Source organism: Pseudomonas sp. BNK-7 (assembly GCF_048072025.1).
Lineage (GTDB): Bacteria > Pseudomonadota > Gammaproteobacteria > Pseudomonadales > Pseudomonadaceae > Aquipseudomonas > Aquipseudomonas danubii.
Map to the genome: position 1 here is coordinate 6,372,222 of NZ_CP182252.1, position 23,763 is coordinate 6,395,984.

General features: G+C 59.6%; 21 protein-coding genes and 1 pseudogene. 8 read left to right on the forward strand and 14 right to left on the reverse strand.

The genetic code is table 11. The features are described from left to right. Window positions 1–87: 87 nt before the first annotated feature. The 5 genes from ruvC to ACMGF8_RS28750 all read right to left on the reverse strand — a co-directional run bounded on the left by ruvC (window position 88) and on the right by ACMGF8_RS28750 (window position 4,355). Entirely contained in the window at window positions 88–612 is a 525-nt protein-coding gene (gene ruvC / locus ACMGF8_RS28730; protein WP_416758035.1) for a crossover junction endodeoxyribonuclease RuvC, read from the reverse strand. 129 nt (window positions 613–741) lie between these two features. Further along, entirely contained in the window at window positions 742–1,488 is a 747-nt protein-coding gene (locus ACMGF8_RS28735) for a YebC/PmpR family DNA-binding transcriptional regulator (protein ID WP_102860556.1), read from the reverse strand. A 112-nt stretch (window positions 1,489–1,600) separates the two neighbouring features. Then, window positions 1,601–3,376 (reverse strand): aspartate--tRNA ligase, encoded by a 1,776-nt coding sequence (gene aspS, locus ACMGF8_RS28740; protein WP_011063022.1) that lies wholly within the window; start codon window positions 3,374–3,376, stop codon window positions 1,601–1,603. A 95-nt stretch (window positions 3,377–3,471) separates the two neighbouring features. Further along, a complete protein-coding gene (locus ACMGF8_RS28745; RefSeq protein WP_010457489.1) occupies window positions 3,472–3,693 on the reverse strand; it encodes an FmdB family zinc ribbon protein in 222 nt (73 codons plus the stop codon). A gap of 188 nt (window positions 3,694–3,881) precedes the next feature. Then, window positions 3,882–4,355, reverse strand: a complete 474-nt coding sequence (locus ACMGF8_RS28750; RefSeq protein WP_011063023.1) for a Dps family protein — start codon at window positions 4,353–4,355, stop codon at window positions 3,882–3,884. A 464-nt stretch (window positions 4,356–4,819) separates the two neighbouring features. On the opposite strand from ACMGF8_RS28750, the gene ACMGF8_RS28755 reads away from it, so the two are divergent. Continuing rightward, entirely contained in the window at window positions 4,820–5,425 is a 606-nt protein-coding gene (locus ACMGF8_RS28755) for a cold-shock protein (RefSeq protein ID WP_102860555.1), read from the forward strand. Between the two features lie 66 nt (window positions 5,426–5,491). Here ACMGF8_RS28755 and ACMGF8_RS28760 read toward each other — a convergent pair whose 3' ends face one another. Next, a complete protein-coding gene (locus tag ACMGF8_RS28760; RefSeq protein WP_102860554.1) occupies window positions 5,492–5,698 on the reverse strand; it encodes a SlyX family protein in 207 nt (68 codons plus the stop codon). Between the two features lie 3 nt (window positions 5,699–5,701). Continuing rightward, the gene (locus tag ACMGF8_RS28765) at window positions 5,702–6,127 is read right to left on the reverse strand and encodes an HIT family protein (protein ID WP_102860553.1); all 426 of its coding nucleotides are present in this window, start codon (window positions 6,125–6,127) and stop codon (window positions 5,702–5,704) included. 930 nt (window positions 6,128–7,057) lie between these two features. Between ACMGF8_RS28765 and ACMGF8_RS28770 the strand changes: the two genes are divergently transcribed. Next, window positions 7,058–8,398, forward strand: coding sequence for an OprD family porin (locus ACMGF8_RS28770; RefSeq protein WP_102860552.1), 1,341 nt, complete (start codon window positions 7,058–7,060; stop codon window positions 8,396–8,398). Between the two features lie 278 nt (window positions 8,399–8,676). Here ACMGF8_RS28770 and ACMGF8_RS28775 read toward each other — a convergent pair whose 3' ends face one another. Both ACMGF8_RS28775 and ACMGF8_RS28780 read right to left on the reverse strand, forming a co-directional pair. Further along, window positions 8,677–9,516 carry a mechanosensitive ion channel family protein gene (locus tag ACMGF8_RS28775; RefSeq protein ID WP_102860551.1) on the reverse strand — a complete coding sequence of 280 codons (840 nt, stop codon included), beginning with the start codon at window positions 9,514–9,516 and terminating at the stop codon, window positions 8,677–8,679. 136 nt (window positions 9,517–9,652) lie between these two features. Continuing rightward, window positions 9,653–10,138, reverse strand: a complete 486-nt coding sequence (locus tag ACMGF8_RS28780) for a YajQ family cyclic di-GMP-binding protein (RefSeq protein ID WP_102860550.1) — start codon at window positions 10,136–10,138, stop codon at window positions 9,653–9,655. 143 nt (window positions 10,139–10,281) lie between these two features. Between ACMGF8_RS28780 and ACMGF8_RS28785 the strand changes: the two genes are divergently transcribed. From ACMGF8_RS28785 to ACMGF8_RS28795, 3 genes are read left to right on the forward strand one after another with little or no spacing between them, the layout of a single operon-like run. Then, on the forward strand, window positions 10,282–11,199 hold the full coding sequence (locus ACMGF8_RS28785; RefSeq protein WP_115580764.1) for a putative 2-dehydropantoate 2-reductase: 918 nt from the start codon (window positions 10,282–10,284) through the stop codon (window positions 11,197–11,199). Window positions 11,200–11,244: 45 nt separating this feature from the next. Further along, window positions 11,245–13,281, forward strand: coding sequence for an ATP-binding protein (locus ACMGF8_RS28790; RefSeq protein WP_102860548.1), 2,037 nt, complete (start codon window positions 11,245–11,247; stop codon window positions 13,279–13,281). 2 nt (window positions 13,282–13,283) lie between these two features. Further along, window positions 13,284–13,865, forward strand: a complete 582-nt coding sequence (locus tag ACMGF8_RS28795; RefSeq protein WP_416758040.1) for a cob(I)yrinic acid a,c-diamide adenosyltransferase — start codon at window positions 13,284–13,286, stop codon at window positions 13,863–13,865. A gap of 110 nt (window positions 13,866–13,975) precedes the next feature. On the opposite strand, the gene ACMGF8_RS28800 is transcribed toward ACMGF8_RS28795, so the two are convergent. The 3 genes from ACMGF8_RS28800 to secA all read right to left on the reverse strand — a co-directional run bounded on the left by ACMGF8_RS28800 (window position 13,976) and on the right by secA (window position 19,118). Then, a complete protein-coding gene (locus ACMGF8_RS28800; protein ID WP_416758042.1) occupies window positions 13,976–14,920 on the reverse strand; it encodes a Nudix family hydrolase in 945 nt (314 codons plus the stop codon). 118 nt (window positions 14,921–15,038) lie between these two features. Next, on the reverse strand, window positions 15,039–16,256 hold the full coding sequence (gene argJ / locus ACMGF8_RS28805) for a bifunctional glutamate N-acetyltransferase/amino-acid acetyltransferase ArgJ (protein ID WP_416758044.1): 1,218 nt from the start codon (window positions 16,254–16,256) through the stop codon (window positions 15,039–15,041). 120 nt (window positions 16,257–16,376) lie between these two features. Beyond that, complete coding sequence (secA, locus tag ACMGF8_RS28810; RefSeq protein WP_102860544.1) at window positions 16,377–19,118, reverse strand: preprotein translocase subunit SecA; 2,742 nt, start codon at window positions 19,116–19,118, stop codon at window positions 16,377–16,379. Window positions 19,119–19,440: 322 nt separating this feature from the next. Here secA and ACMGF8_RS28815 point away from each other — a divergent pair, with 322 nt between their 5' ends. After that, on the forward strand, window positions 19,441–19,896 hold the full coding sequence (locus ACMGF8_RS28815) for a DUF721 domain-containing protein (protein WP_102860543.1): 456 nt from the start codon (window positions 19,441–19,443) through the stop codon (window positions 19,894–19,896). Window positions 19,897–19,911: 15 nt separating this feature from the next. Here the strand turns inward: ACMGF8_RS28815 and ACMGF8_RS28820 are convergent, their stop codons facing one another. Further along, a complete protein-coding gene (locus tag ACMGF8_RS28820) occupies window positions 19,912–21,399 on the reverse strand; it encodes a helicase HerA-like domain-containing protein (RefSeq protein ID WP_102860542.1) in 1,488 nt (495 codons plus the stop codon). A gap of 194 nt (window positions 21,400–21,593) precedes the next feature. Here ACMGF8_RS28820 and ACMGF8_RS28825 point away from each other — a divergent pair. Next, a pseudogene (locus tag ACMGF8_RS28825) lies at window positions 21,594–22,625 on the forward strand (cache domain-containing protein); the annotation flags it as partial. Window positions 22,626–22,718: 93 nt separating this feature from the next. Next, window positions 22,719–23,483, forward strand: coding sequence for a methyl-accepting chemotaxis protein (locus ACMGF8_RS28830; protein ID WP_371826169.1), 765 nt, complete (start codon window positions 22,719–22,721; stop codon window positions 23,481–23,483). A gap of 95 nt (window positions 23,484–23,578) precedes the next feature. On the opposite strand, the gene ACMGF8_RS28835 is transcribed toward ACMGF8_RS28830, so the two are convergent. Further along, the gene (locus ACMGF8_RS28835; RefSeq protein WP_207166443.1) at window positions 23,579–23,749 is read right to left on the reverse strand and encodes a hypothetical protein; all 171 of its coding nucleotides are present in this window, start codon (window positions 23,747–23,749) and stop codon (window positions 23,579–23,581) included. Window positions 23,750–23,763: the final 14 nt, after the last annotated feature.

Consider the following 23,763-nt stretch of genomic DNA (forward strand, 5'->3'; position numbering starts at 1 on the left):
CCGCAGCTGGCGACTCACAGAGCAAGCGTGCGGGCCGGGGACTCGGCCGCGCAACGCTCCACTCCTAAAATGACTGCGCTGATGCTATCAGAGACGCAAGCGACCGCCACGACTGCGTGCCGTTCCCAGCCCATGAGGCAGCAGACTGGAACGGGTGTGGGCGTGACAGATGGCGATGGCCAGGGCGTCCGAGGCATCGATCTGCGGCTTGGTGGTCAATTTGAGCAGGTGCATGACCATCATTTGCACCTGTTCCTTATTGGCGCCGCCGGTACCGGCCACGGCCTGCTTGACCTGGGTGGCGGTGTACTCGGCAATCTCCAGTCCTTCTTCGGCGCCGGCGACAATCGCCGCGCCACGTGCCTGACCGAGCTTCAGCGCCGAGTCGGCATTGCGCGCCATGAACACCTTCTCGATCCCCATGGTCACCGGACCGTGGGTCTGGATGACCTCACGAACACCGCGATAGACGATCTGCAGCCGTTCGGGCAATTCGCCGGCGCCGGTACGGATGCAACCGGAGGCCACGTACACACAGCCGCGCCCCGTGTCTCGAACCACGCCATAGCCGGTAATGCGCGAACCGGGGTCGATGCCAAGAATAAGAGTCATAACGCCTGCTGCTTGAATAAAGAGGCTTGCCGGCCACGACCGGAACAGCGAAAAGGCAGAAGCCGGAGGCACCCCGCCGCGTAACACTCGCGGCTTCGCACATCCGGCCTCAAGGTTAGTGCAGTTGAATCAGCCGAGCTGCTCGGCAACCGACTCAGGAATATCGGCGTTGGAATAGACGTTCTGCACGTCATCCAGGTCTTCCAGCATGTCGATCAGCTTGAGAACCTTTTCCGCACCTTCCAGATCCAGTTCGGCACTGGTGGTGGGCAGCATGACGATTTCTGCGTCCGCAGCAGTGAAACCTGCTGCTTCCAGGGCATTGCGCACGCCATAGAAACCGGCGAACGAGGTGAACACGTCGATGGAACCGTCTTCGTTGGTGACCACGTCGTCGGCGTCGGCTTCCATCGCCGCTTCCATCAGCGCGTCTTCATCGACACCTTCGGCGAAGGTGATCTGCCCCTTGCGCTCGAACAGATAGGCCACCGAACCGTCGGTGCCCAGATTGCCGCCGCATTTGCTGAAGGCATGACGAACAGCAGCCGCTGTACGGTTGCGGTTGTCGGTCATGCATTCGACCATCACCGCCACGCCGTTGGGGCCGTAACCTTCATAAGTCAGCTCGACCACGTCGTCGCTGCCGGCAGCGCCGGTGCCACGGGCGATGGCACGATCGATGATGTCGCGACTCATGTTGGCGCCCAGGGCCTTGTCCAGGGCCAGGCGCAGGCGTGGATTGGAGTTCGGATCGCCACCGCCCTGGCGGGCGGCAACAGTCAGCTCACGAATCCACTTGGTGAAGATCTTGCCTCTCTTGGCATCCTGACGCTCTTTGCGGTGCTTGATGTTCGCCCACTTGGAATGACCTGCCATAACTTGCTCCAAATTCTCTTTGAAACATCGCCCGTGCCACTTGGCGGGTACGGGCAACAAAAACTCGACCCATAGAAAAAGCGCACCCGAAGGTGCGCCTTATCGGGCCGGCTTATTCAGCCTTAGGCTGTTCACGCAGACGGATGTGCAGCTCGCGCAGAGCCTTGGCATCCACCAGACCCGGTGCCTGAGTCATGACGCAGGCCGCGCTCTGGGTTTTCGGGAAGGCGATCACTTCACGGATCGACTGGGCGCCGGTCATCAGCATCACCAGACGGTCCAGACCGAAGGCCAGGCCACCGTGCGGCGGCGCGCCGTACTTGAGGGCGTCCAGCAGGAAGCCGAACTTCTCTTCCTGTTCCGCTTCGCTGATGCCCAACAGGCGGAATACCGCTTGCTGCATTTCCTTGCGGTGGATACGGATCGAACCGCCCCCCAGCTCGGTGCCGTTCAGGACCATGTCGTAGGCGCGCGACAGAGCGGTAGCCGGGTTGGCTTCCAGCTCTTCAGGCGAGCACTTCGGCGCGGTGAACGGGTGGTGCAAGGCGGTGAAGCTGCCGTCGTCGTTCTCTTCGAACATCGGGAAGTCGACCACCCACATCGGTGCCCATTCGCAGGTCAGCAGGTTCAGGTCGTGACCGAGCTTGATGCGCAGCGCGCCCAGGGCTTCGCTGACGATCTTGGCCTTGTCGGCACCGAAGAACACGATGTCGCCGTCGACCGCACCCACGCGATCGAGGATCACGTTCAGGTTGGCTTCCGGAATGTTCTTGACGATCGGCGACTGCAGGCCTTCAACGCCCTTGGCGCGCTCGTTGACCTTGATGTACGCCAGGCCCTTGGCACCGTAGATGCCGACAAACTTGGTGTAATCGTCGATCTGCTTGCGCGGCATGCTCGCTCCGCCAGGAACGCGCAGGGCGGCAATACGGCATTTCGGATCGTTGGCCGGGCCGCTGAACACCTTGAATTCCACTTCCTTGAGCTGGTCGGCAACGTCCACCAGTTCCAGCGGGTTGCGCAGGTCCGGCTTGTCGGAACCGTAGCGACGCATGGCTTCTTCAAAGGTCATGTGCGGGAATTCGCCGAACTCCAGACCCAGCACTTCCTTGAACAGGTTGCGGATCATGCCTTCGGTCAGGCCCATGATGTCTTTTTCGTCGAGGAAGCTGGTCTCGATGTCGATCTGAGTGAACTCAGGCTGACGGTCGGCACGCAGGTCTTCGTCACGGAAGCACTTGGCGATCTGGTAGTAGCGGTCGAAGCCAGCCACCATCAGCAGTTGCTTGAACAGCTGTGGCGATTGCGGCAAGGCGAAGAAGCTGCCGGCATGGGTACGGCTCGGCACCAGATAGTCGCGGGCGCCTTCCGGAGTGGCGCGAGTCAGGATCGGGGTTTCCACGTCGAGGAAACCGTTCTCGTCCAGGTAGCGACGGATGCTGGTGGTCATGCGCGAACGCAGACGCAGCTTCTCGGCCATTTCCGGACGGCGCAGGTCGATAAAGCGATAGCGCAGACGGGTTTCTTCACCCACGTCGGAGTATTCGTTGAGCGGGAACGGCGGGGTTTCCGCTTCGTTCAGCACTTCCAGCTCGTAGCCCAGGACTTCGATCATGCCCGAAGCCATGTTGGCGTTGCCGGCACCGGCCGGGCGCAGACGCACCTTGCCGGTGATCTTGACTACGTATTCACTGCGCACGCGGTCGGCGGCGGCGAAGGTTTCAGCGCGGTCCGGGTCGAACACCACCTGGGCCAGACCTTCACGATCACGGATATCGAGGAAAATCACTCCGCCATGGTCACGGCGACGGTGGACCCATCCGCAAAGGGTTACTTCCTGACCTTCCAGGCTTTCGTTCAGTTGGCCGCAATAATGGCTGCGCATCATGGTAGTGGTTTCACTTCTCGTAATTCGAAATTCGATGGAGGCCTTGCGCACCTCAAGGTGCCGGATAGTGCAAGAACTCGCGCGTGTCGTTCAACTTAGTCAGCTTTGTCGCCACCGGCCAGATTCTTCTTGGAGCCGGTCTTGAAGTCGGTTTCATACCAGCCGGTACCGCTGAGGCGGAAACCAGGCATGGACAGCATCTTTTTCAGCTCAGGCGCCTGGCAGGCAGGGCAGTCGACCAGCGGCGCGGCGCTGATCTTTTGAATGGCTTCCAACTGATGACCACAGGAAGCGCATTGGTAGTCGTACATGGGCATGGGGGGCGTCTCGGCGATCCAGATTACTGCTTGAACTACAGCCAGAGCCCACGCCAAAGCTCGGGCTACTTAGCAAAGAGCGGGATTATATCCATTAAATCGGCCCTGTGCAGCCGTATGACCATATAGATAGCGGACGCTGTGAAAAGGCGCGAATGACGCCCGGGGCGCCATTCGCGATTACAGGCTTAACGATTTTCCAGCAGAGAACGCAGCATCCATGCGGTTTTTTCATGCACCTGCATACGTTGGGTCAGCAGATCCGCTGTCGGTTCATCACTGACCTTGTCCAGCAACGGAAAGATGCCGCGGGCGGTGCGGGTTACCGCTTCCTGACCGGCCACCAGCTGCTTGATCATTTCTTCAGCCGCCGGCACGCCCTCCTCCTCCTTGATCGAGGACAGTCGGGCATAAATGGAATAGGCACCCGGAGCCGGGAAGCCCAAGGCACGGATACGTTCGGCAATCAGGTCGACGGCCAGGGCCAGTTCGTTGTATTGCTCCTCGAACATCAGGTGCAGAGTACGAAACTGTGGACCGGTGACGTTCCAATGGAAGTTATGGGTTTTCAGGTACAACACGTAGGTATCCGAAAGCAGACGGGAAAGGCCGTCGACGATGGATTTACGATCTTCTTCGCTGATACCGATATCAATTGCCATGTTTCTCTCCGTTAACGGGATGGATTCACCCAATCAGCTGCCGGACCACTCTAGCAAGAGTACTGCTCGCTCGCCGACCAGGATCGTCGATCAGCCTGCGGTGGATTGTCTCGCGGCCCAGCCAAGGCGTTTAAGCCTTGAGTTCGAGCCGATTTCGACAGCGGGGAAAAACCGACGTTCCTTGGAAAACCCTCTGCCATCCGTCTAGAACAGGCCTTTGCCCAATACTGCGAACCCACCGCCTGAGCCACGGCATTTGCGCCCCCCGCCAACGTGCCGCTGCTGATTTGAGAAGGCCTGGGCTTTGCTGTTAAATAGAGCCCGTGTCGCTGTTGCCTATTTCTTCGGCCAGCGCGCATAGGCTGACACCGCGTACGTAACCACCGCCTCACCTATTTGTTCAGAAGCGAACCGTGCGTAATCAGCTCTTCCTTGTGCTTCCTTCTTAACGTGAGTTAATCAAAATGTTGAAAATAGTCCACCTGCTGACAGGCATTGCAGCTCTGCTGCTGTCCTTGATTCCGAGCCTTAGATCCGACGCAATTCCCTACCTGCAACAACCCGATGCTATTTACCTGGCCCTTTTCGGCCTGCTCAACCTGATCCTCGCTCCAGTTATCCCTTACTGGAACAAAGGCTCGCGCCATCATCTGCAGAACCTGGTCAGTGCCCTGCTGGTGCTGGTTGTGGTCCTGCAAACCCTCACACTGCTGGCACCCATGCCTGTCATTGGCGGCCAACCGGCAGTCCTGGCCAGTTTGTTGATCGCCGTGCTCGCCGTGGCCCTGCATCTGGCCATCAGCTTTTACAAGTCCTCACCGGCGGCCTCCACCGCGCCTACTTACGACATGAGCAATCGCGATACCGGCACCGTGAAGTGGTTCAACACCTCCAAGGGTTTCGGCTTTATCTCCCGGGACTCCGGGGACGATATCTTCGTGCACTTTCGCGCCATTCGCGGAGAAGGCCACCGTGTCCTAGTAGAAGGCCAGCGCGTAGAGTTTTCGGTGATGAACCGCGACAAGGGCCTGCAAGCCGAAGATGTCATCGCCGCATTGCCACGCCGCTGATCCACGCCCACAAAAAAACCGCGCCAAGGCGCGGTTTTTTTATGCATCAAAGACACCTGCTCTCCCTCAATAATGTGGCGGCGGCGCCTCCTCCTCGAAAGATTCGAACTGCCCGACCATTTCTTCCTGACGCTTGAGCAAGGCACTCATCTGCAGCTGCAGGCGTTCCACAACCTTCTGTTGCGATACCAGCACATCGTTCAAGGCTTGAATGGTGTCATCCTGGAACGCCAGACGGCTCTCCAGATCGGTTACACGTTCTTCCAGACTCATAGCTCAGTCCTCCAGAAACTGGAAATCATCGGCCAACACCACCCGCAACCGATCACGGATCGCCTCAACCTGCTGCGCACTATAAGGCTTGGCCGGATGCTTGCCCCAAACCGGCGCGGGCCAGGCGGCATCATCACGCTTACGCACGATCACATGCATATGCAACTGGCTGACCACATTACCCAGGGTCGCCACATTCATCTTGTCGGCGTCGAAGGCGTCCTTGAGCACTTCAGCCAGAGCCGTGGTTTCCCGCCACAGTTGCTGCTGGTCGGTGACATCCAGCTGAAACAACTCACTGATATCTTCCCGACGTGGTACCAGGATGAACCAGGGATAGTTTGCATCATTGGACAGCAACAACCGGCAGAGGGGGAAATCCCCGATGGGCAATGTGTCTTGTTGCAGCCGTGAATCTAAAGTGAACACCGCGCTTACTCCCGCTCAACTCATTCCAGCCTGGTTTTCAGCATCAACGGCACTGGCCAGGCGACAGACGCGCAGCATACCTGCGAATGCATCGGGCTTCATGATCAATGAGCCTGAGCCCGGATAGCGCCCCCGCACCACTTGGCAAGGAGCCACCTCAATGCAAGAGCCACGCCCCACAGCAGGACACTTTCCGGCGCTTCGCACCATTTGCGTACAAGGCACAGGAAACACCCGAAAAGTGACTGGCCAAGCCATTGATGTTCCTCACCCTACTTGCCCATGACTGTATGAACCGTGCACAGCGTTGCAAAAGTTTTGCACCAGAATCGTACAGACGGTCTACGCTGGAATCCTCAAGCATCCGCCGTCTACTCACTTTGCAGTGTGCGGCGGTAACGTTTTGGCACGCTGTGCAACTTATTGCACAGCCCTGCACCAGGAAGAGCATGGCGTCAAGCCAAACAAAAAGACGCTTGGAAGAGCGATTTTATGCGGTTTTTACAGGTCAGCATGCCGCCCAGCAGAAAAAACACGGGGCAAAATCGGTTTGTGCACGCTTGTTGCATTCAACCCGACATTGTCTGCGGCGGACCACCCGAAGTGGCCCGTCACAGACTCATAATAATAGTGGCAGGGTTGCCCCGCGGTGCTTTGTAGAGTGTGTACATGGGGGGCTCAATTCCTCGTGATATTGCTTCGAAGAACACTGCATAAGTTGTTGGTCCGAATACAGACTGGCTGCAGAATTGCGACACCAATCGAGCAATTTGCGACAGGGTCGTAAAGAAGCTGAAAGGATAGATAGGCAAGTATCGCCAACATTGTCAGCGTGATATAAGTTTGCGCCGACACAAAAAGAAAGAGCCGCCCAGATAATAAAACAGGTGGGACGGCAGTACTCTTCTAAAACCAAAGGAGCAAATCACGATGCGCGTGATGAAGTGGAGCATGATCGCCCTGGCTGTATCAGCAGGCACCTCGCAGTTCGCAATCGCGTCCTCCCAGGACGACGCAAAGGGCTTTATCGAAGACAGCACCCTGACCGCGAAAACCCGTGCGATGTACATGAACCGTGACTATAAAGACGGCGTGGGCAACGTACGTCGTGGTAACGGTACTTACACCACTGGCACGGACGATAAAACCAGCGGCTACCGTCAAGACACCGGCATCAGCGAGTTGCTCAACTATCAATCCGGCTTCACCCAAGGCACCGTCGGTGTTGGTGTCGATGCCATGGCCATGGGCAGCGTGAAACTCGACGGCGGCGCAGGTCGTGCCGGTAACGGTCTGTTCGCCACCAATGGTTCCGGCGAACCGGAAAACACCCAGTCCAAACTGGGCGCAGCAGCGAAATTCCGCATCTCCGACACCGTTCTGAAATACGGCAACCAGTTCGTATCCAGCCCAGTCTTCACCACCGACGACGGCCGCCTGCTGCCTGAAGTCGCCACCGGTACCCTGATCACCAGCAACGAGATCAAAGGTCTGGAACTGAGCGCCGGTCGCTTCACCGCTCTAAGCGCGCAAACTGGCATGGGCCGTGACAGCATCAACGGTCGCAGCCGTGTCACAGGCAAGCAAAACCCAGGGCTGAGCGCAGCGAACATCGCTGGTTTCACCTACTCGGGTCTTGAGAACTTCATTTTCGCCGTGCACGCCTCCGACGTTGAAGACTACTGGAAGAAGCAGTACGTCAACGTCAACTACACCCTGCCGCTGAGCGACAAACAGTCGCTGAACTTCGACTTCAACGGCTACCGCAGCAAGGACGACGGCAAGAAGCTGGCCGGCGACCTGGACAACCGCGTCTGGAGCCTGGCAGCCGCCTATAGCATCGAAGCCCACAAGTTCACCCTGGCCTTCCAGCAGTCCGCTGGTAAAACCGGCTACAACTACGGCGTCGACGGTGGCGGTACCGTTTACGTAGCCAACTCCGTGCAGATCTCCGACTTCGTTGGTGAAGATGAGAAATCCTGGCAGGCGCGCTACGACCTGAACATGGCCTCCTTTGGTGTACCAGGCCTGAGCTTCATGACCCGCTACATTCGTGGCAGCAACGTTACCGTTGCTGACTCCAGCGATGGTAAAGAGCACGAATGGGACGTAGAAGCCAAGTACGTACTTCAGGAAGGCCCGGCCAAGGACCTGTCCTTCCGTCTGCGTAACGCGATCTATCGTGGCACCAACAGCGACTACCGCGCGACTAACTACGACAACCTGAACGACCTGCGCCTGATCGTTGAGTACCCACTGAGCATCTTGTAATTTCAGTGCTCAGCTGAGTACGCTAACACGCAGTTAAAATAAAGACCGCCGTCCTGAATCAGGGCGGCGGTTTTTTATGCTTGCAAAAGCACTGACGACGAACAGCAAACTTAATAGCAAGCTAACTAAGAAAACAGACATCAATAGTTGATGTTCGCTGATACTGGTTACAACTTGATAGCTATCAATGGCCGCCCCCTGAAACCAACAAGGGGCCGATAGCCCCCTGTCTTGAACAGCATTAGTTGACTGTACGGCCAACTTTTGAAACTGACTTACTACACAGCGGCTTCCTGAACCACACGAATCACTCGCTGCGGGAAGGGAATATCGATTCCAGCTGCCTTCAAGCGATCACGGGACAGTTCATTGAACTGGAACATTACGTCCCAGTAGTCCTCAGTCTTGACCCAAACCCGCAGCGACAGGGTAATCGCGCTGTCTCCAAGAGTGGACACCACAGCTACCGGTGCAGGATCGGCCAGCACACGTTCGTCTTTCGCCAACTCCAGCAGCACCTCGCGGGCTTTCTGCAGATCCGCGTCGTAGTCCACACCCACGTCGAACACTACCTTGCGGGTCGGCTGACGGTTGTAGTTGGTAATAATGCCGTTGGACAGGTTGCCGTTAGGCACGATCACCGTCTTGTTGTCACCGGTACGCAACACGGTATGGAAGATCTGAATGCTGTCCACGCTACCACTGATGCCCTGGGCTTCAATGAAGTCGCCAATACGAAATGGGCGGAACAGCAGGATCAGCACCCCGCCGGCGAAGTTCGCCAGGCTGCCTTGCAAGGCCAGGCCGATCGCCAGACCGGCAGCACCGATCGCGGCAACGAAAGAGGTGGTTTCGACACCAATCATCGAGGCCACGCTGACGATCAGCAGCACTTTGAGAATGATGTTGGCCAAGCTGCTGATAAAACCCTGCAACGCCAGGTCAGCATTGCGCAGCGCCAGCAGCTTGCCCACTTTATGAGTCAGTTTGTTGATCAGCCACCAGCCGATGGCCAGGGTGATGACCGCCAGCAGCACCCGGCTGCCGTATTCCATGATCATGGGAATCCAGGCTTGGGAAGCCCGGACCAGGTTGTCTACTTCAGCGTTCAAATCCATCTATCTCTCCAGATTCCCGGGGTTGCGGCGTGCATGACTGACCGGCAGAACGACCGGCTCACCTGGAGCTCAATCGTTTCTGCCATAGCTCCGGCCTCGGACGCCAAAAAGCTCTAGAGGTTCCCGGAGAAGTGGGTCAGTCGCGGAAGTTGTTGAACTGCAGCGGCATGCCGAATTCCTTGGCACGCAGAGCAGCGATGGCCTCTTGCAGGTCGTCGCGCTTCTTGCCGGTAACCCGTACCTGCTCGCCTTGAATCGCCGCCTGCACTTTCAGCTTGGCATCCTTGATATGGGCGACGATCTTCTTCGCCAGCTCTTTATCGATGCCTTCCTTTAATACGGCTTCCTGCTTCATCACCTTGCCCGAGGCAAAAGCGTCCTTGACCTCCAGGCACTGCACGTCGATCTTGCGCTTGACCAGGGCCAGCTTGAGGATCTCGATCATGGCCTCAAGCTGGAATTCAGCTTCGGCGGTCAGGTTGACAGTCAGTTCCTTGTCCTTGAACTCGAAGCTGCCCTTGCCCTTGAGGTCATAACGGCGATCCAGTTCCTTGACGGCGTTTTCCACCGCGTTGGTGACTTCGTGCTTGTCCAGTTCGGATACCACGTCAAACGACGGCATGTAATCTCTCCAAATAAAAAGGGGCGCTGTTCAAAACATCGAACACGCCCGGCTTGCGGTTAAAATCCGCGCTCATTATAACGGGTCTTTCCACTCCTTCACCGCGCGCCCTTTGCGGGGCTGCGAAACAGAGCGAAAACTTGATGTCCACGACCTGGCATGTTCTCGGCGCCGGCAGCCTCGGCACCTTGTGGGCCACCCGCCTGGCCCGCGCCGGCTTGCCCGTGCGCCTGATCCTGCGCGATCAGTCACGCCTGCAGGCCTATCAGGCGGCAGGCGGCCTGACCCTGGTGGAGCAGGGCCAAAGCAGCTTGCAGGCCATACCCGGGGAAACCTGCGATGGCACCGCCCCCATCCATCGCCTGCTGCTGGCGTGCAAGGCCTACGACGCCGAAGCCGCGGTAGCAAGCATCGCCCCCCGCCTGGCCCAGGGAGCCGAATTGATCCTGCTGCAAAATGGCCTGGGCAGCCAGGACGCAGTGGCCGCCAGAGTGCCCCAAGCGCGCTGCATTGCCGCCTCCAGCACCGAAGGCGCATTTCGCGACGGTGACTGGCGAGTAGTCTTCGCCGGCCATGGCTACACCTGGCTGGGCGACTCAGGCCACCCTACCCCGCCGATCTGGCTGGATGAGTTGAGCAGCAGTGGCATCCCCCACGAATGGAGCACCCAGATACTGACCCGACTCTGGCGCAAGCTGGCGCTCAATTGTGCGATCAATCCTTTGACGGTGCTGCACGACTGTCGCAACGGCGGCCTGCAGCAACACCAATGCGAAGTGGCAACCTTGTGCGCCGAGCTGAGCGAGTTGCTGCAATGCTGCGGCCAACCTACTGCGGCGCAGAACCTGCAGCAGGAGGTGGAGCGGGTCATCCAGGCCACCGCTGCCAACTACTCCTCGATGCATCAGGATGTGGCCAGTCAACGGCGGACCGAAATCAGCTATTTACTGGGCTACGCCTGCCAGGCCGCCGCCCGTCACCGCTTGCAACTGCCTCATCTGCAACAGTTGCAGCAACGTCTGGTGAGTCACCTGCGTTTACTCGGATTGCCCAGCGACTGAGCAGCGGCTACGCTGCCCACTTGCTCATTTCCAGCGATACAGCCGATGCCATTGCGCCAGCGTCTTGAAAACCTGCCCGTGGGCCAAAAGCTCCTGGCTGCCCTGCTTGTCCTGCTGACCACCGTGCTGTTGGTCGCCAACCTGACCTTTATCAGCGCCGCTTACTGGATATCCCAGGAAAGCATGGCGCCCCAGGCGCTACAGACCATCGGTCGGCTGGTGTCCAACCCGGCCCTGGCGGCACAGGCCCTGAACTCTCCCGAGGACGCGCAAAAGCTGCTCAGCGAGCTGGACAGCTATACCCCCCTGCGGGCGGCCGCTCTCTATGACGGCAAGGGCATGCGCCTGGCCCAACTGCAACACGGTGAACACCTCAAGCTGCCCGAACGTTACCGGCACATCGAAGCCTGGCAACTGACCGAATTTCGCAGCAACCAAGTGATTGCCCTGCCCCGCCCGGGCCAGGCGCCTGGCCATCTGCTGCTGGTGGCCACCAGCGAACTGCCGATGGCGTTCTACACCGGCACCCTCACCGCAAGCCTGGGGATCCTGATTTTCAGCGTGTTGCTGTGGCTGATCATCGCCCGGCAGATCAAGCGCCTGATCACCCAGCCCATTCACCAGCTCGAGGTGCTTTCGCGCCAGGTGACTCGCGAAGAGAACTACTCTCTGCGCGCCTCCCGAGGCAACCACGATGAAATCGGCAGCCTGGCGGAAGCCTTCAACACCATGCTGTCGCGCATCGAAGCCCGGGAACAACAGCTCAAACGTGCCCGGGACGACTCCCAGGCCGCCTACGATCAAGCCCAGGGGCTGGCGGAGGAAACCCGCCATACCAACCGCAAGCTGGAACTGGAAGTACAGGTGCGCAGCAAGATCGAGAAGAAACTCACCGGCTTCCAGAACTATCTCAACAGCATCATCGACTCCATGCCCTCGGCGCTGATCGCCCTGGATGAGCAGTTGTACGTCACCCAATGGAACCAGGAAGCCAGTGCCCTGTCCGGCACTCGCCTGGACGAAGCCCTGAACCAGCCGATCTTCCTCGCCTTCGAACCCCTCAAGCCGTTCCTGCCGCAACTCAAGGAAACCGTCGAGCAGCACACCGTCACCAAGGTCGAGCGGGTGACCTGGTTCAAGGATGAGGAAGCCAAGCACTACGCCCTGACCTTCTACCCACTGATGGGCGGCGCCGGTCGCGGCGTGGTGATTCGGATCGACGACATCACCCAGCGCCTGTCCCTGGAAGAAATGATGGTGCAATCAGAGAAGATGCTGTCGGTGGGTGGTCTTGCGGCCGGCATGGCCCACGAGATCAACAACCCTTTGGGAGCGATCCTGCACAACGTGCAGAACATTCGTCGCCGGCTGTCTCCCGATCTGCCCAAGAACCTGGAACACGCGCAGCAGATCGGCGTCGAACTGCAAACCGTCAACCACTATCTGGAAAGCCGCGAAGTGCCGCAGTTGCTCGATGGTATTCAACAAGCCGGGGCCCGCGCCGCCAAGATCGTCACTCACATGCTCAGTTTCAGCCGGCGCAGCAATCGCCAGATGGCCCCCTGCGATCTGCCGGCACTGATTGATCAGGCGGTGGAAATCGCCAGCAATGACTTTGACCTGGCCATAGGCTTCGACTTCAAGGGGCAGGCGATTATCCGTCAGTTCGACCCGAACCTGGGGCCCGTGCCCGGCACCGCCAACGAGCTGGAGCAAGTGTTGCTCAACCTGCTGAAGAACGCCGCCCAGGCCATTCACCAGCGTGAGGACGACAGCGAACCCGGTCGTATCATCCTGCGCACCAAGCTGAATCCGCCCTGGGCGGAAATCCAGGTGGAAGACAACGGTGTCGGCATGAGCGAAAGCGTGCGCAAACGCACCTTCGAGCCCTTCTTCACCACCAAGGAGATCGGCCAGGGCACCGGACTCGGACTGTCGGTGTCGTACTTCATCATCACCAACAATCACAAGGGGCAAATGGAAGTGCAATCGACCCGGGGCCAAGGCACCTGCTTTACCTTGCGCCTGCCCCTGGCCAGCAGCCAGCCCCAGATTCAAGAACCCCTACCACTGGAGAATTAAGCATGGGTTTTCGCTTGTCGAAGATTTACACCCGCACCGGCGACAAAGGCGAAACCGGACTCGGAGACGGCCGCCGGGTTGCCAAGGATCATCCTCGAGTGGAAGCCATCGGTGAAGTCGACACCTTGAACAGCCAGTTGGGACTGCTCCTGGCCGGCCTGGAAGAGCAGGCTGATACCTGCCAGGGCTTCAAGGAAATCATCGAGGTGTTGGCCCCCTGTCAGCACCGGCTGTTCGATCTGGGGGGCGAACTGGCAATGCCGGTGTATCAAGCCCTCAATGAAGCCGAGGTGGAGCGTCTTGAGGCGGCCATCGATATCTGGAATGAAGAGCTGGGCCCCCTGGAGAACTTCATCCTCCCCGGTGGTTCGTCACTGATCGCCCAGGCCCATGTTTGCCGCAGCCTGGCTCGCAGCGCCGAGCGTCGCTGCCAACACCTGAATGCCGTGGAACCCTTGCAGGGAGTGGGACTGGCCTACATCAATCGCCTGTCGGACTTGCTGTTTGTCGCGGCGCGCCTGATTGCCAAGCGCCAGGGCATCGCCGAAATCCTCTGGCAGGCCGCCGCCAAACCCTCCGCGTAGGAGCAGGCTTGCCGGCGATCAGGACCACGGGCCTTGGGCAACGGCCGACGATGCGCTGGCAAGCCAGCGCCATAGACAGCCGCTAGCCAACACTGCCACAGAGGGTGCCTTCAGTCCTGGGGCCAGAAGGCACGGATACCGGCAACACCTTGAGCACCGGCTTCCCAGGCTTGCCGGCACTCGGCAGGCCCCACGCCTCCCAGCAGATAGGCAGGCCTGTTGAAACCACTGAGCAACTGCTGCGCCTGCTCCCAGCCCAGGGGTTGGGCATCGGGGTGAGTCTGGGTCGGCTGCACCGGGGACAAGGTCACGAAATCCACATCCATCTGCTGCGCCAGGGACAGCTCCTCAGCGTTATGGCAGGAGGCGGCCAGCCAGCGATCCTTGCCAAAAGGCCGCCCCGCGCTGGCGTACTTGCGCAATTGCGCCGCAGTAATGTGCCAGCCGGCGGAGGGAAAATCCCCCAGCCACTCGAAAGGCCCCTTGAGCATCAACTGTGCCTTGCCCGCACACAGGCCCACTGCGTCCACCGCCAGATCGCGGTACCGCGGATCGTAGCCACCAGGGGCGCGCAACTGAATCAGCTTGCTGCCCTGGGCAATGGCCTTCTGCATGCCTCGCAGCAAGGTCGGAGTTTCCAGGCCTTCTGGGGTAATCAGGTAGTGAGCGGGTAAACGCGCTGCAGCGACAATCGGCTGATTGGCCGCGGGGAACTCATAATCGGCCAGCTCACGAGGGCTGACCCAGGCCAAGGGCTGGCCTTCGGCGCCGTGAGGCTCGCCGCTGAATGCCGAAACCTCCCAGACATCCAGCAACACCTGTTTATCCGGGTAATCGTGCTGCACCTTGATCAGTGGGCGCGCCGTCTGTACGACGATACCCAACTCTTCCTGCAGCTCGCGGGCCAGCGCGGTTTGTACCGCTTCGCCAGCCTCGACCTTGCCTCCGGGAAACTCCCACAGGCCACCTTGATGCTGAGTATCGGCACGCCGGGCAATCAGGATCTTGCCGCTGGCATCCCGGATGACGGCCGCAGCCACATGTACTCGTTTCACCGCACTGTTTCCTCTGATCAGGCATTGGGCCTGGCCCTTACGGACCAGGCGTTGAGATGCGCGCTTCGCCGGCAAGCCGGCTCCCACAGTGGCTGGAGCAGCGTCGCCGGAGAGGTGCTTAAGTGCGGTATTCCGCGTTGATCTTCACGTACTCGTGAGACAGATCAGTGGTCCAGATGGTTTCGCTGCACGCACCACGTCCCAATTCGATGCGAATGGTGATTTCTTCCTGCTGCATCACGGCCGCGCCCAGGGCCTCGGTGTAGCTGGCAGCACGCGCACCACGGCTGGCAATGCAGACTTCACCGAGGAACACATCGATCTTGCTGACATCCAGATCCGCTACGCCAGCACGGCCGACGGCGGCGAGAATGCGGCCCCAGTTCGGATCGGAGGCGAACAGGGCGGTCTTGATCAGCGGCGAGTGAGCCACGGTGTAGCCCACGTCCAGGCATTCCTGGTGAGTGCCACCGCCGTTGACTTCAACGGTGACGAACTTGGTTGCACCTTCGCCATCACGGACGATGGCCTGGGCCACCTCCATGCACACCTCGAACACCGCCTGCTTCAGGGCAGCGAACAGCGGGCCCTCGGCCTTAGTGATTTCCGGCAGCTTGGCCTGACCGGTAGCGATCAGCATGCAACAATCGTTGGTGGAGGTATCGCCGTCGATGGTGATGCGGTTGAAAGACTTGTTGGCACCGTCGAGCAACAGGTTCTGCAGCACTTCCCGGGAGACTTTGGCATCGGTGGCGATGTAGCCGAGCATGGTGGCCATGTTCGGACGGATCATCCCCGCCCCCTTGCTGATACCGGTCACGGTGATGGTCACGCCATCGTGCTGGAACTGGCGGCTGGCGCCCTTGGGCAAGGTGTCAGTGGTCATGATCCCGGTGGCCGCAGCCGCCCAGTTGTCCACGGACAGGTCATCCAGTGCGGCTTGCAGAGCCCCCTCGATTTTCTCTACCGGCAGCGGTTCGCCAATCACCCCAGTGGAGTACGGCAGCACAGCGCTGGCATCGACGCCGGCCAGCTCCGCCAGCTTGGCGCAAGTGCGGGTGGCAGCAGCCAGGCCCGGCTCGCCGGTACCGGCGTTGGCATTACCGGTGTTGGTCAGCAGATAACGCACCGCCCCCTGCACACGCTGCTTGGCCAGAATCACCGGCGCGGCGCAGAACGCGTTGAGCGTGAACACACCGGCTACGGTAGAGCCTTCGGCACAGCGCATGACCACCACATCCTTGCGCCCGGGGCGCTTGATGCCGGCCGAAGCGATACCGAGCTCAAAACCGGCAACCGGGTGCAACGTAGGCAAAGGACCAAGACCAACAGCCATGAATGCGCTCCTCTTATCAGGTGTCTGCACCGTCGTCTCAAAAGACGGTGTTGCAAATGGAAAAACGCCGCGACGGCGGATGCCGTCACGGCGCGGGTGTTTCAGTGTCTGGCGAGGATCTTAGTTGATCTGGCCGTGACAGTGTTTGTACTTCTTGCCCGAACCGCAGTAGCACAGTTCGTTGCGTCCCAGTTTCTGTTCGTTGCGCACCGGCGCGGTAGCCAGGGCGACATCGACATCAACCCCTTCTTCCTGCGCTTGCGGCTGATCCAGACCCGGAGCCTCGGCGTGTTCGAACTGCAGGCGCTGAGCCAGTGCCTCGGCTTCCTGACGCAGGCGTGCCTCTTCCTCTGCCGGATCTTCGCGACGAACCTGCACATGGGACAGGACGCGGATCGAGTCGCGCTTGATGGAATCCAGCAACTCGGAGAACAGGGTGAAGGACTCGCGCTTGTACTCCTGCTTCGGGTTCTTCTGCGCATAACCGCGCAGGTGAATACCGTGGCGCAGGTGGTCCATGGTGGACAGGTGGTCTTTCCACAAGTCATCCAGTACCCGCAGTACGATCTGCTTCTCGAAAGAACGCAGCGCTTCGGCACCGGCCTGGTCTTCTTTCTCGTTGTACGCGGCGATCAACTCGTTGAGCAGCTTCTCGCGCAGGGTTTCTTCGTACAGGTGATCGTCTTCGTCGAGCCACTGCTGGATCGGCAGGCTTACACCGAAACCGCTTTGGATCGACTCTTCCAGACCGGCCACGTCCCACTGCTCGGGCAGCGATTGCGGCGGAATATGCGCGCTGACGGTGGCGTTGAGCACGTCCTGGCGGAAATCGGCGATGGTTTCGCCAATGTTGTCTGCAGCCAACAAGGTATTGCGCATGTGATAGATCACTTTACGCTGTTCGTTGTTGACGTCGTCGAACTCCAGCAATTGCTTACGGATGTCGAAGTTACGGCCTTCCACCTTGCGCTGAGCCTTCTCGATGGCGTTGGTCACCATGCGGTGCTCGATCGCCTCGCCGGATTGCATGCCCAACGCTTTCATGAAGTTCTTCACCCGGTCAGAGGCAAAGATACGCATCAGGCTGTCTTCCAGGGACAGGTAGAAACGGCTGGAACCGGCGTCACCCTGACGACCGGCACGACCACGCAGCTGGTTGTCGATACGGCGCGACTCGTGACGCTCGGAAGCGATTACCTGCAGGCCACCGGACTCCAGCACTTGCTGGTGGCGCTTCTGCCAATCGGCCTTGATCTGGGCGATCTGCTCAGGCGTCGGGTTCTCCAGAGAGGCGACCTCCACTTCCCAGTTACCACCCAGCAGGATGTCGGTACCACGACCGGCCATGTTGGTGGCGATGGTCAAGGCCCCCGGGCGACCGGCCTGGGCGATGATTTCCGCTTCCTTCTCGTGGAACTTGGCGTTCAGGACCTTGTGCTCGATGCCTTCCTTGTTGAGCAGGTTGGACATGTGCTCGGAAGTTTCGATGGTCGCAGTACCCACCAGCACCGGACGGCCCTGGGCCATGCACTCCTTGATGTCATTGATGATCGCGGCGTATTTCTCGTCCGCGGTCAGGAACACCAGGTCGTTGTAGTCCTTACGAGCCAGCGGCTTGTTCGGCGGAATCACCATCACCTGCAGGCCGTAGATCTGATGGAACTCGAAGGCTTCGGTGTCGGCGGTGCCGGTCATGCCGGACAGCTTGGTGTACAGACGGAAGTAGTTCTGGAAAGTGGTCGAGGCCAGGGTCTGGCTCTCGGCCTGGATGTTGAGGTTTTCCTTGGCTTCGATGGCCTGGTGCAGGCCTTCGGACAGGCGACGCCCCGGCATGGTCCGGCCGGTGTGCTCGTCCACCAGGACCACTTGGCCATCCTGGACGATGTATTCGACGTTGCGATTGAACAGCTTGTGGGCACGCAGGCCGGCATAGACGTGAGTCAACAAGCCCAGGTTGTGCGCCGAGTACAGGCTTTCGCCTTCCGCCAGCAGGCCGACCTGGGTCAGCATTTCTTCGATGAACTGGTGACCGGCTTCGTTGAGTTCGACCTGACGGGTCTTCTCGTCGACAGTAAAGTGACCAGCCTTGGTGACCTGGCCTTCCACTTCCTCGATGTGCTGCTCGAGACGCGGGATCAGCTTGTTGATCTCGGTGTACAGGCGGGAACTGTCTTCAGCCTGACCGGAGATGATCAACGGGGTACGGGCTTCGTCGATAAGGATCGAGTCGACTTCGTCGATCACGGCAAAATTGAGCTCGCGCTGGAACTTGTCTTCCATGCTGAAAGCCATGTTGTCGCGCAAGTAGTCGAAACCGAATTCGTTGTTGGTGCCGTAGGTGATGTCGGCGGCGTAGGCGGCGCGCTTTTCTTCCGGCGGCTGGAACGGCGTGACCACGCCAACAGTCAGGCCGAGGAATTCATAAAGCGGACGCATCCAGTTGGCGTCACGGCGAGCCAGGTAGTCGTTCACCGTCACTACGTGCACGCCTTTGCCGGACAGTGCGTTGAGGTAGACGCCCAGGGTTGCCACCAGGGTCTTGCCTTCACCGGTACGCATCTCGGCGATCTTGCCTTCATGCAAGGTCATGCCACCGATCAACTGCACATCGAAGTGACGCATGCCCATGACGCGCTTTCCGGCTTCACGGGCGACCGCAAAGGCTTCGGGAAGCAGTTTGTCGAGGGTTTCACCCTTGGCGATACGGGCCTTGAACTCGGCAGTCTTGGCACGCAATTGATCGTCCGAAAGGGCCACCATTTGCTCTTCGAAGGCATTGACGATTTGTACCGTCTTGAGCATGCGTTTGACTTCACGCTCGTTCTTGCTTCCAAAAAGTTTCTTTAACAAAGGCGCAAACATATCGGCAGGATCTTCCACACATAGGGTTGGAGGGCGGCCCCGTGAGTCGCCCGAGCAGCCCTCATGGCCGCATGCGAACGAGCATTCTACCCGGAAACGATGGTGAGGAAAGTGGCGTTATTCCACGATGCTGGCACAGCGCTGTGACGGGGCTCACCTAAAATAAGGGCTTTTTGCCGAACTTCAAGCCCATTGACCACAGAACTTAATGATTACGATCAGCAAAGCGCCAGAAAGTAGTCAAAGTACGAAAAAGCAATGAGAGCGGTGCCCCGGGCGCTTTCTGCTACCATGACGCCTCTGTAACTTCAGGTTTCTGATCATGGCATTTCGCCCTCTTACGGCACGCGCGCCTGCCGTTCTTCTTCGCGAAGCCAAGCCACTCAAAGCCATACTCGGCCACGCCCAGCGCCTGGCGCATCTGCAGCGCCTGCTGGAGAGCCAGTTGCAACCGGCTGCTCGCGAACATTGCCACGTTGCCTCCTGGCGAGAAGGCAGCTTGCTGCTGATCGTCACCGATGGCCACTGGGCTACGCGCCTGCGCTATCAGCAAAAACGCCTGCAGCGCCAATTGCAGGAGTTCAACGAGTTCAGCAACCTCACGCGCATCCTGTTCAAGGTCCAGCCACCCACGGTTCAACAGGGCGCAGTGGGGCACACCATGGATCTGTCGAACAACGCCGCCGAAACCATCCAGGCCACAGCCGAAGGCATCACTGATCCCAATCTGCGTGCCGCCTTGGAGCGCCTGGCCAGCCACGCCAAACCACGGGGCTGACCCAGACGCCAGGCTTCAGCGGCGCTTGCTGCCACCCAGCAACGACCCCATCAGCCCCCTGACCAATTGCCGGCCCAACTGATTGGCCGCCTGACGCATGGCTGACTTCAACGCCTGCCCGGCCGCCGTGCCAAGGAACTCACCCGCCCGATCAGCCAGGCTCGGTTCTTCAGCGCCAGGCTTGTCGGGTGTCGCCTGCGCTTCAGGCGCCAGGTCCTTGCGCCCCATCAACACCTCATAGGCAGACTCACGATCGATAGGCTTGTCATAACGCCCCTGTAACGGCGAACTGGCGATCAGGGCCTTGCGCTCAGCCTCGGTCAAAGGTCCGACTCGCGATTGCGGAGGCGCCACCAACACGCGCTGGACCATCTCCGGCGTGCCCTTGTCTTGCAGAGTACCCACCAGCGCCTCGCCGATACCCAGCTCAGTGAGCACCGCCAGTGCATCAAAGTCCGGGTTCGGACGGAAACCATCGGCCACAGCCCGCAACGACTTCTGCTCCTTGGCGGTGAACGCCCGCAAGCCATGCTGAATACGCAGGCCCAGTTGAGCCAGCACATCGTCCGGCAGATCCCCTGGCGATTGGGTTACGAAATAAACCCCCACCCCCTTGGAACGAATCAGTCGCACCACCTGTTCCAGTCGATCCTGCAAAGCCTTGGGAGTGCCCGCGAACAGCAAGTGGGCCTCGTCGAAAAACAGGGCCAGCACAGGCTTGTCCGCATCACCGCGTTCCGGCAGTTGCTCGAACAACTCAGCCAGCAGCCATAAAAGGAAGGTCGCATAGACTTTCGGTGCCTCGTGCACCAGACGGCTGGCATCGAGCAGATGAATCCGCCCACGGCCATCGGCCGCCGGTTGCAGAATGTCTTCCAGTTGCAACGCAGGCTCGCCGAACAGAGCTTCCGCCCCTTGCTGCTCCAGGGTCGCCAAGCGCCGTAACAGCGCCTGACTGGAACCTGTGGTCATCAGCGCCGCGTCATCTCCCAGCAGTTGAGGGTTGTCCTTGAGGTGATTGAGCAGCGCCTTGAGATCCTTCAAATCCAGCAACAAGAGCCCTTCACGGTCCGCCACCTTGAACGCGGCATACAGCGCAGACTGCTGGCTGTCGGTGAGTTCAAGCAGGCTGCCCAGCAACAATGGGCCCATTTCGCTCAAGGTGGTACGCAAGGGATGACCGGACTGCCCCTGGATATCCCACAGCGTTACCGGATACGCCTGAGGCTTATGCTCAAGCCACGGCATACCGGCGATCCGTTCGGCAATCTTGCCCTGTGGATTGCCCGCCGCCCCCAGCCCGCACAAATCGCCTTTGATATCCGCAGCGAACACCGCCACCCCGGCGTCACTGAAGGCCTCGGCCAGGCGTTGCAAGGTCACGGTCTTGCCAGTGCCGGTGGCGCCCGCCACCAGGCCATGGCGGTTGGCCAGGCGCATGGCCTGAGCGATCGGCTGACCACCAAGGTCGGCACCGATAACGAGTTGCGATAAATCAGGCATTTTGTCACCCCTGGTTAAGCTTTGGCCTTACACGGTCGATATGAAGAAATGATGGATCAGAAGTATCTGAAATAAAGGTCAGGTAATTCCTTTGGGATAGATGGAGATATCAGCTTACTTATAACACCGCCCATTCTGCGCGCTTTTCCAACCCGATGCCCTGGACTCAAAGACCTTAGCGGACACACCAAGCCATGAACAAAAATCTGCGCTTCAGCCACAAGATCCTGCTTGCCGCCTCGCTGATCGTCATAGCTGCATTTGCGCTATTCACGCTCTACAACGATTACCTGCAACGCAACGCCATTCGTGATGATCTGGACAACTATCTTCAGGAAATGGGCGACGTTACGGCAAAAAATATTCAGACCTGGCTCGCCGGTCGCGCCTTGCTGATCGAGAACATCTCGCAATCGGTAGCGCTGAACCCCGACCCGACCAATGTCAGCAATCTGCTGGAACAGAAGTCCGTGAGCTCAACCTTCATGGGGGCTTACCTGGGTAACAAGGATGGCACCTTCATCATCCGCCCCAACAGCAAGATGCCCGACGGCTACGACCCTCGCGCACGCCCTTGGTACAAGAGTGCGGAGAGCACCAATGGCTCGGCCCTGACCGAACCCTACATCGACCTGGCCTCCGGCCAACTGGTGATTTCCATTGTCGACAGCGTGATCAAGGCCGGCCAGCGTGTTGGTGTAGTGGGCGGCGACCTCAGCCTGCAGGTGATTGCCGACAGCATCAACGCCCTGGACTTCGACGGCATGGGCTACGCCTTCCTGATCAGCGCCGACGGCAAGATCCTGGTGCACCCGGACAAGAACCTGGTGATGAAGAATCTCAAGGACGTCTATCCCCAGGACACCCCGCGCATCAGCAGCGAGCTCAGTGAGGTCAGCGTCGACGGCAAAACCCGCATCGTCACCTTCACCCCGATCAAGGGCCTGTCTTCGGTGAACTGGTACATCGGCCTGTCGGTGGACAAGGACAAGGCCTTCGCCATGCTCAGCGAATTCCGTACCTCGGCCCTGATCGCCACCCTGACCGCCGTGGCCCTGACCATCGCCCTGCTGGGCCTGCTGATTCGCCTGCTCATGCAGCCCCTGCATGTGATGACCCGCGCCATGCAAGACATTGCCGATGGCGAAGGCGACCTGACCCGCCGCCTGAACATCCACAACCAGGACGAATTCGGCATCCTCGGTACCGCCTTCAACCGTTTTGTCGAACGTATCCACGGTTCGATCCGCGAAGTCTCCTCGGCCACCGAACATGTCAACGAAGTAGCCCTGCGGGTGGTCAGCGCCTCCAACTCATCGATGCTCAACTCCGATGAGCAGGCCAGTCGCACCAACAGTGTCGCCGCTGCGATCAATCAACTGGGGGCCGCGGCCCAGGAAATCGCCCGTAATGCCGCCCAGGCCTCGCAACAGGCCAGCGACGCCCGCAACCTGGCTGAAGACGGCCAGCAGGTGGTGGATCGCAGCATCCAGGCGATGAACCAGCTGTCGGACATGATCAGCGCCTCCAGCAGCAACATCGAGACCCTGAACAGCAAGACCGTGAACATCGGGCAGATTCTCGAAGTCATCACCAGCATTTCCCAACAGACCAACTTGCTGGCACTCAACGCCGCCATTGAAGCCGCCCGTGCAGGTGAGGCCGGCCGCGGATTTGCCGTGGTTGCCGACGAAGTGCGCAACCTGGCGCACCGCACCCAAGAGTCGGCGCAGCAGGTACAGACCATGATCGAGGAACTGCAAGTGGGCGCCCGCGAGTCGGTGAGCACCATGAGCAACAGCCAGCGTCACAGCCAGGACAGCGTGGAGATCGCCAACCAGGCAGGAGAACGCCTGAACAGCGTGACCCAGCGCATTGGTGAAATCGACGGCATGAACCAGTCGGTGGCCACCGCCACCGAAGAACAGACTTCGGTGGTGGAGTCCATCAACATGGACATCACCGAAATCAATACGCTGAACCAGGAAGGCGTGGAAAACCTCCAGGCGACACTGCGGGCCTGCTCCGATCTGGAACAGCAAGCAGCGCGCTTGAAGCATCTGGTAGGCAGTTTCAGGATTTGATGACGGGCCTCAGGGCCCTTTCACCGGCGAGTTGGCTCCTACGCGGGGAGCCGATTGCCAAGCTTTGAATAGAAGCCGGCTTGCCGGCGAACCACTCACTGCGGCTGCGGCGCTGGCTCCTGCTGCAACTCTTCCCACAGTTGGGCGGCCCCCGGAAACTCGGTGCCGTCATCGGCATCAAGTTCATCGGGGTCATAGCGGCTCAAGCACCCCTCGCCGAGGGTGGCGGGGGCCTGGGAAGTGGCTTTATCCAGTGGATCGGTCATCGGGCTGACCTCGT

Coding starts and splice junctions, on each gene's coding strand:
- ruvC (WP_416758035.1), bottom strand. CDS start 612: ATGACTCTTATTCTTGGCATCGACCCCGGTTCGCGCATTACCGGCTAT.
- ACMGF8_RS28735 (WP_102860556.1), bottom strand. CDS start 1,488: ATGGCAGGTCATTCCAAGTGGGCGAACATCAAGCACCGCAAAGAGCGT.
- aspS (WP_011063022.1), bottom strand. CDS start 3,376: ATGATGCGCAGCCATTATTGCGGCCAACTGAACGAAAGCCTGGAAGGT.
- ACMGF8_RS28745 (WP_010457489.1), bottom strand. CDS start 3,693: ATGCCCATGTACGACTACCAATGCGCTTCCTGTGGTCATCAGTTGGAA.
- ACMGF8_RS28750 (WP_011063023.1), bottom strand. CDS start 4,355: ATGGCAATTGATATCGGTATCAGCGAAGAAGATCGTAAATCCATCGTC.
- ACMGF8_RS28755 (WP_102860555.1), top strand. CDS start 4,820: ATGTTGAAAATAGTCCACCTGCTGACAGGCATTGCAGCTCTGCTGCTG.
- ACMGF8_RS28760 (WP_102860554.1), bottom strand. CDS start 5,698: ATGAGTCTGGAAGAACGTGTAACCGATCTGGAGAGCCGTCTGGCGTTC.
- ACMGF8_RS28770 (WP_102860552.1), top strand. CDS start 7,058: ATGCGCGTGATGAAGTGGAGCATGATCGCCCTGGCTGTATCAGCAGGC.
- ACMGF8_RS28775 (WP_102860551.1), bottom strand. CDS start 9,516: ATGGATTTGAACGCTGAAGTAGACAACCTGGTCCGGGCTTCCCAAGCC.
- ACMGF8_RS28780 (WP_102860550.1), bottom strand. CDS start 10,138: ATGCCGTCGTTTGACGTGGTATCCGAACTGGACAAGCACGAAGTCACC.
- ACMGF8_RS28785 (WP_115580764.1), top strand. CDS start 10,282: ATGTCCACGACCTGGCATGTTCTCGGCGCCGGCAGCCTCGGCACCTTG.
- ACMGF8_RS28790 (WP_102860548.1), top strand. CDS start 11,245: ATGCCATTGCGCCAGCGTCTTGAAAACCTGCCCGTGGGCCAAAAGCTC.
- ACMGF8_RS28795 (WP_416758040.1), top strand. CDS start 13,284: ATGGGTTTTCGCTTGTCGAAGATTTACACCCGCACCGGCGACAAAGGC.
- argJ (WP_416758044.1), bottom strand. CDS start 16,256: ATGGCTGTTGGTCTTGGTCCTTTGCCTACGTTGCACCCGGTTGCCGGT.
- secA (WP_102860544.1), bottom strand. CDS start 19,118: ATGTTTGCGCCTTTGTTAAAGAAACTTTTTGGAAGCAAGAACGAGCGT.
- ACMGF8_RS28815 (WP_102860543.1), top strand. CDS start 19,441: ATGGCATTTCGCCCTCTTACGGCACGCGCGCCTGCCGTTCTTCTTCGC.
- ACMGF8_RS28820 (WP_102860542.1), bottom strand. CDS start 21,399: ATGCCTGATTTATCGCAACTCGTTATCGGTGCCGACCTTGGTGGTCAG.
- ACMGF8_RS28830 (WP_371826169.1), top strand. CDS start 22,719: ATGCTCAACTCCGATGAGCAGGCCAGTCGCACCAACAGTGTCGCCGCT.
- ACMGF8_RS28835 (WP_207166443.1), bottom strand. CDS start 23,749: ATGACCGATCCACTGGATAAAGCCACTTCCCAGGCCCCCGCCACCCTC.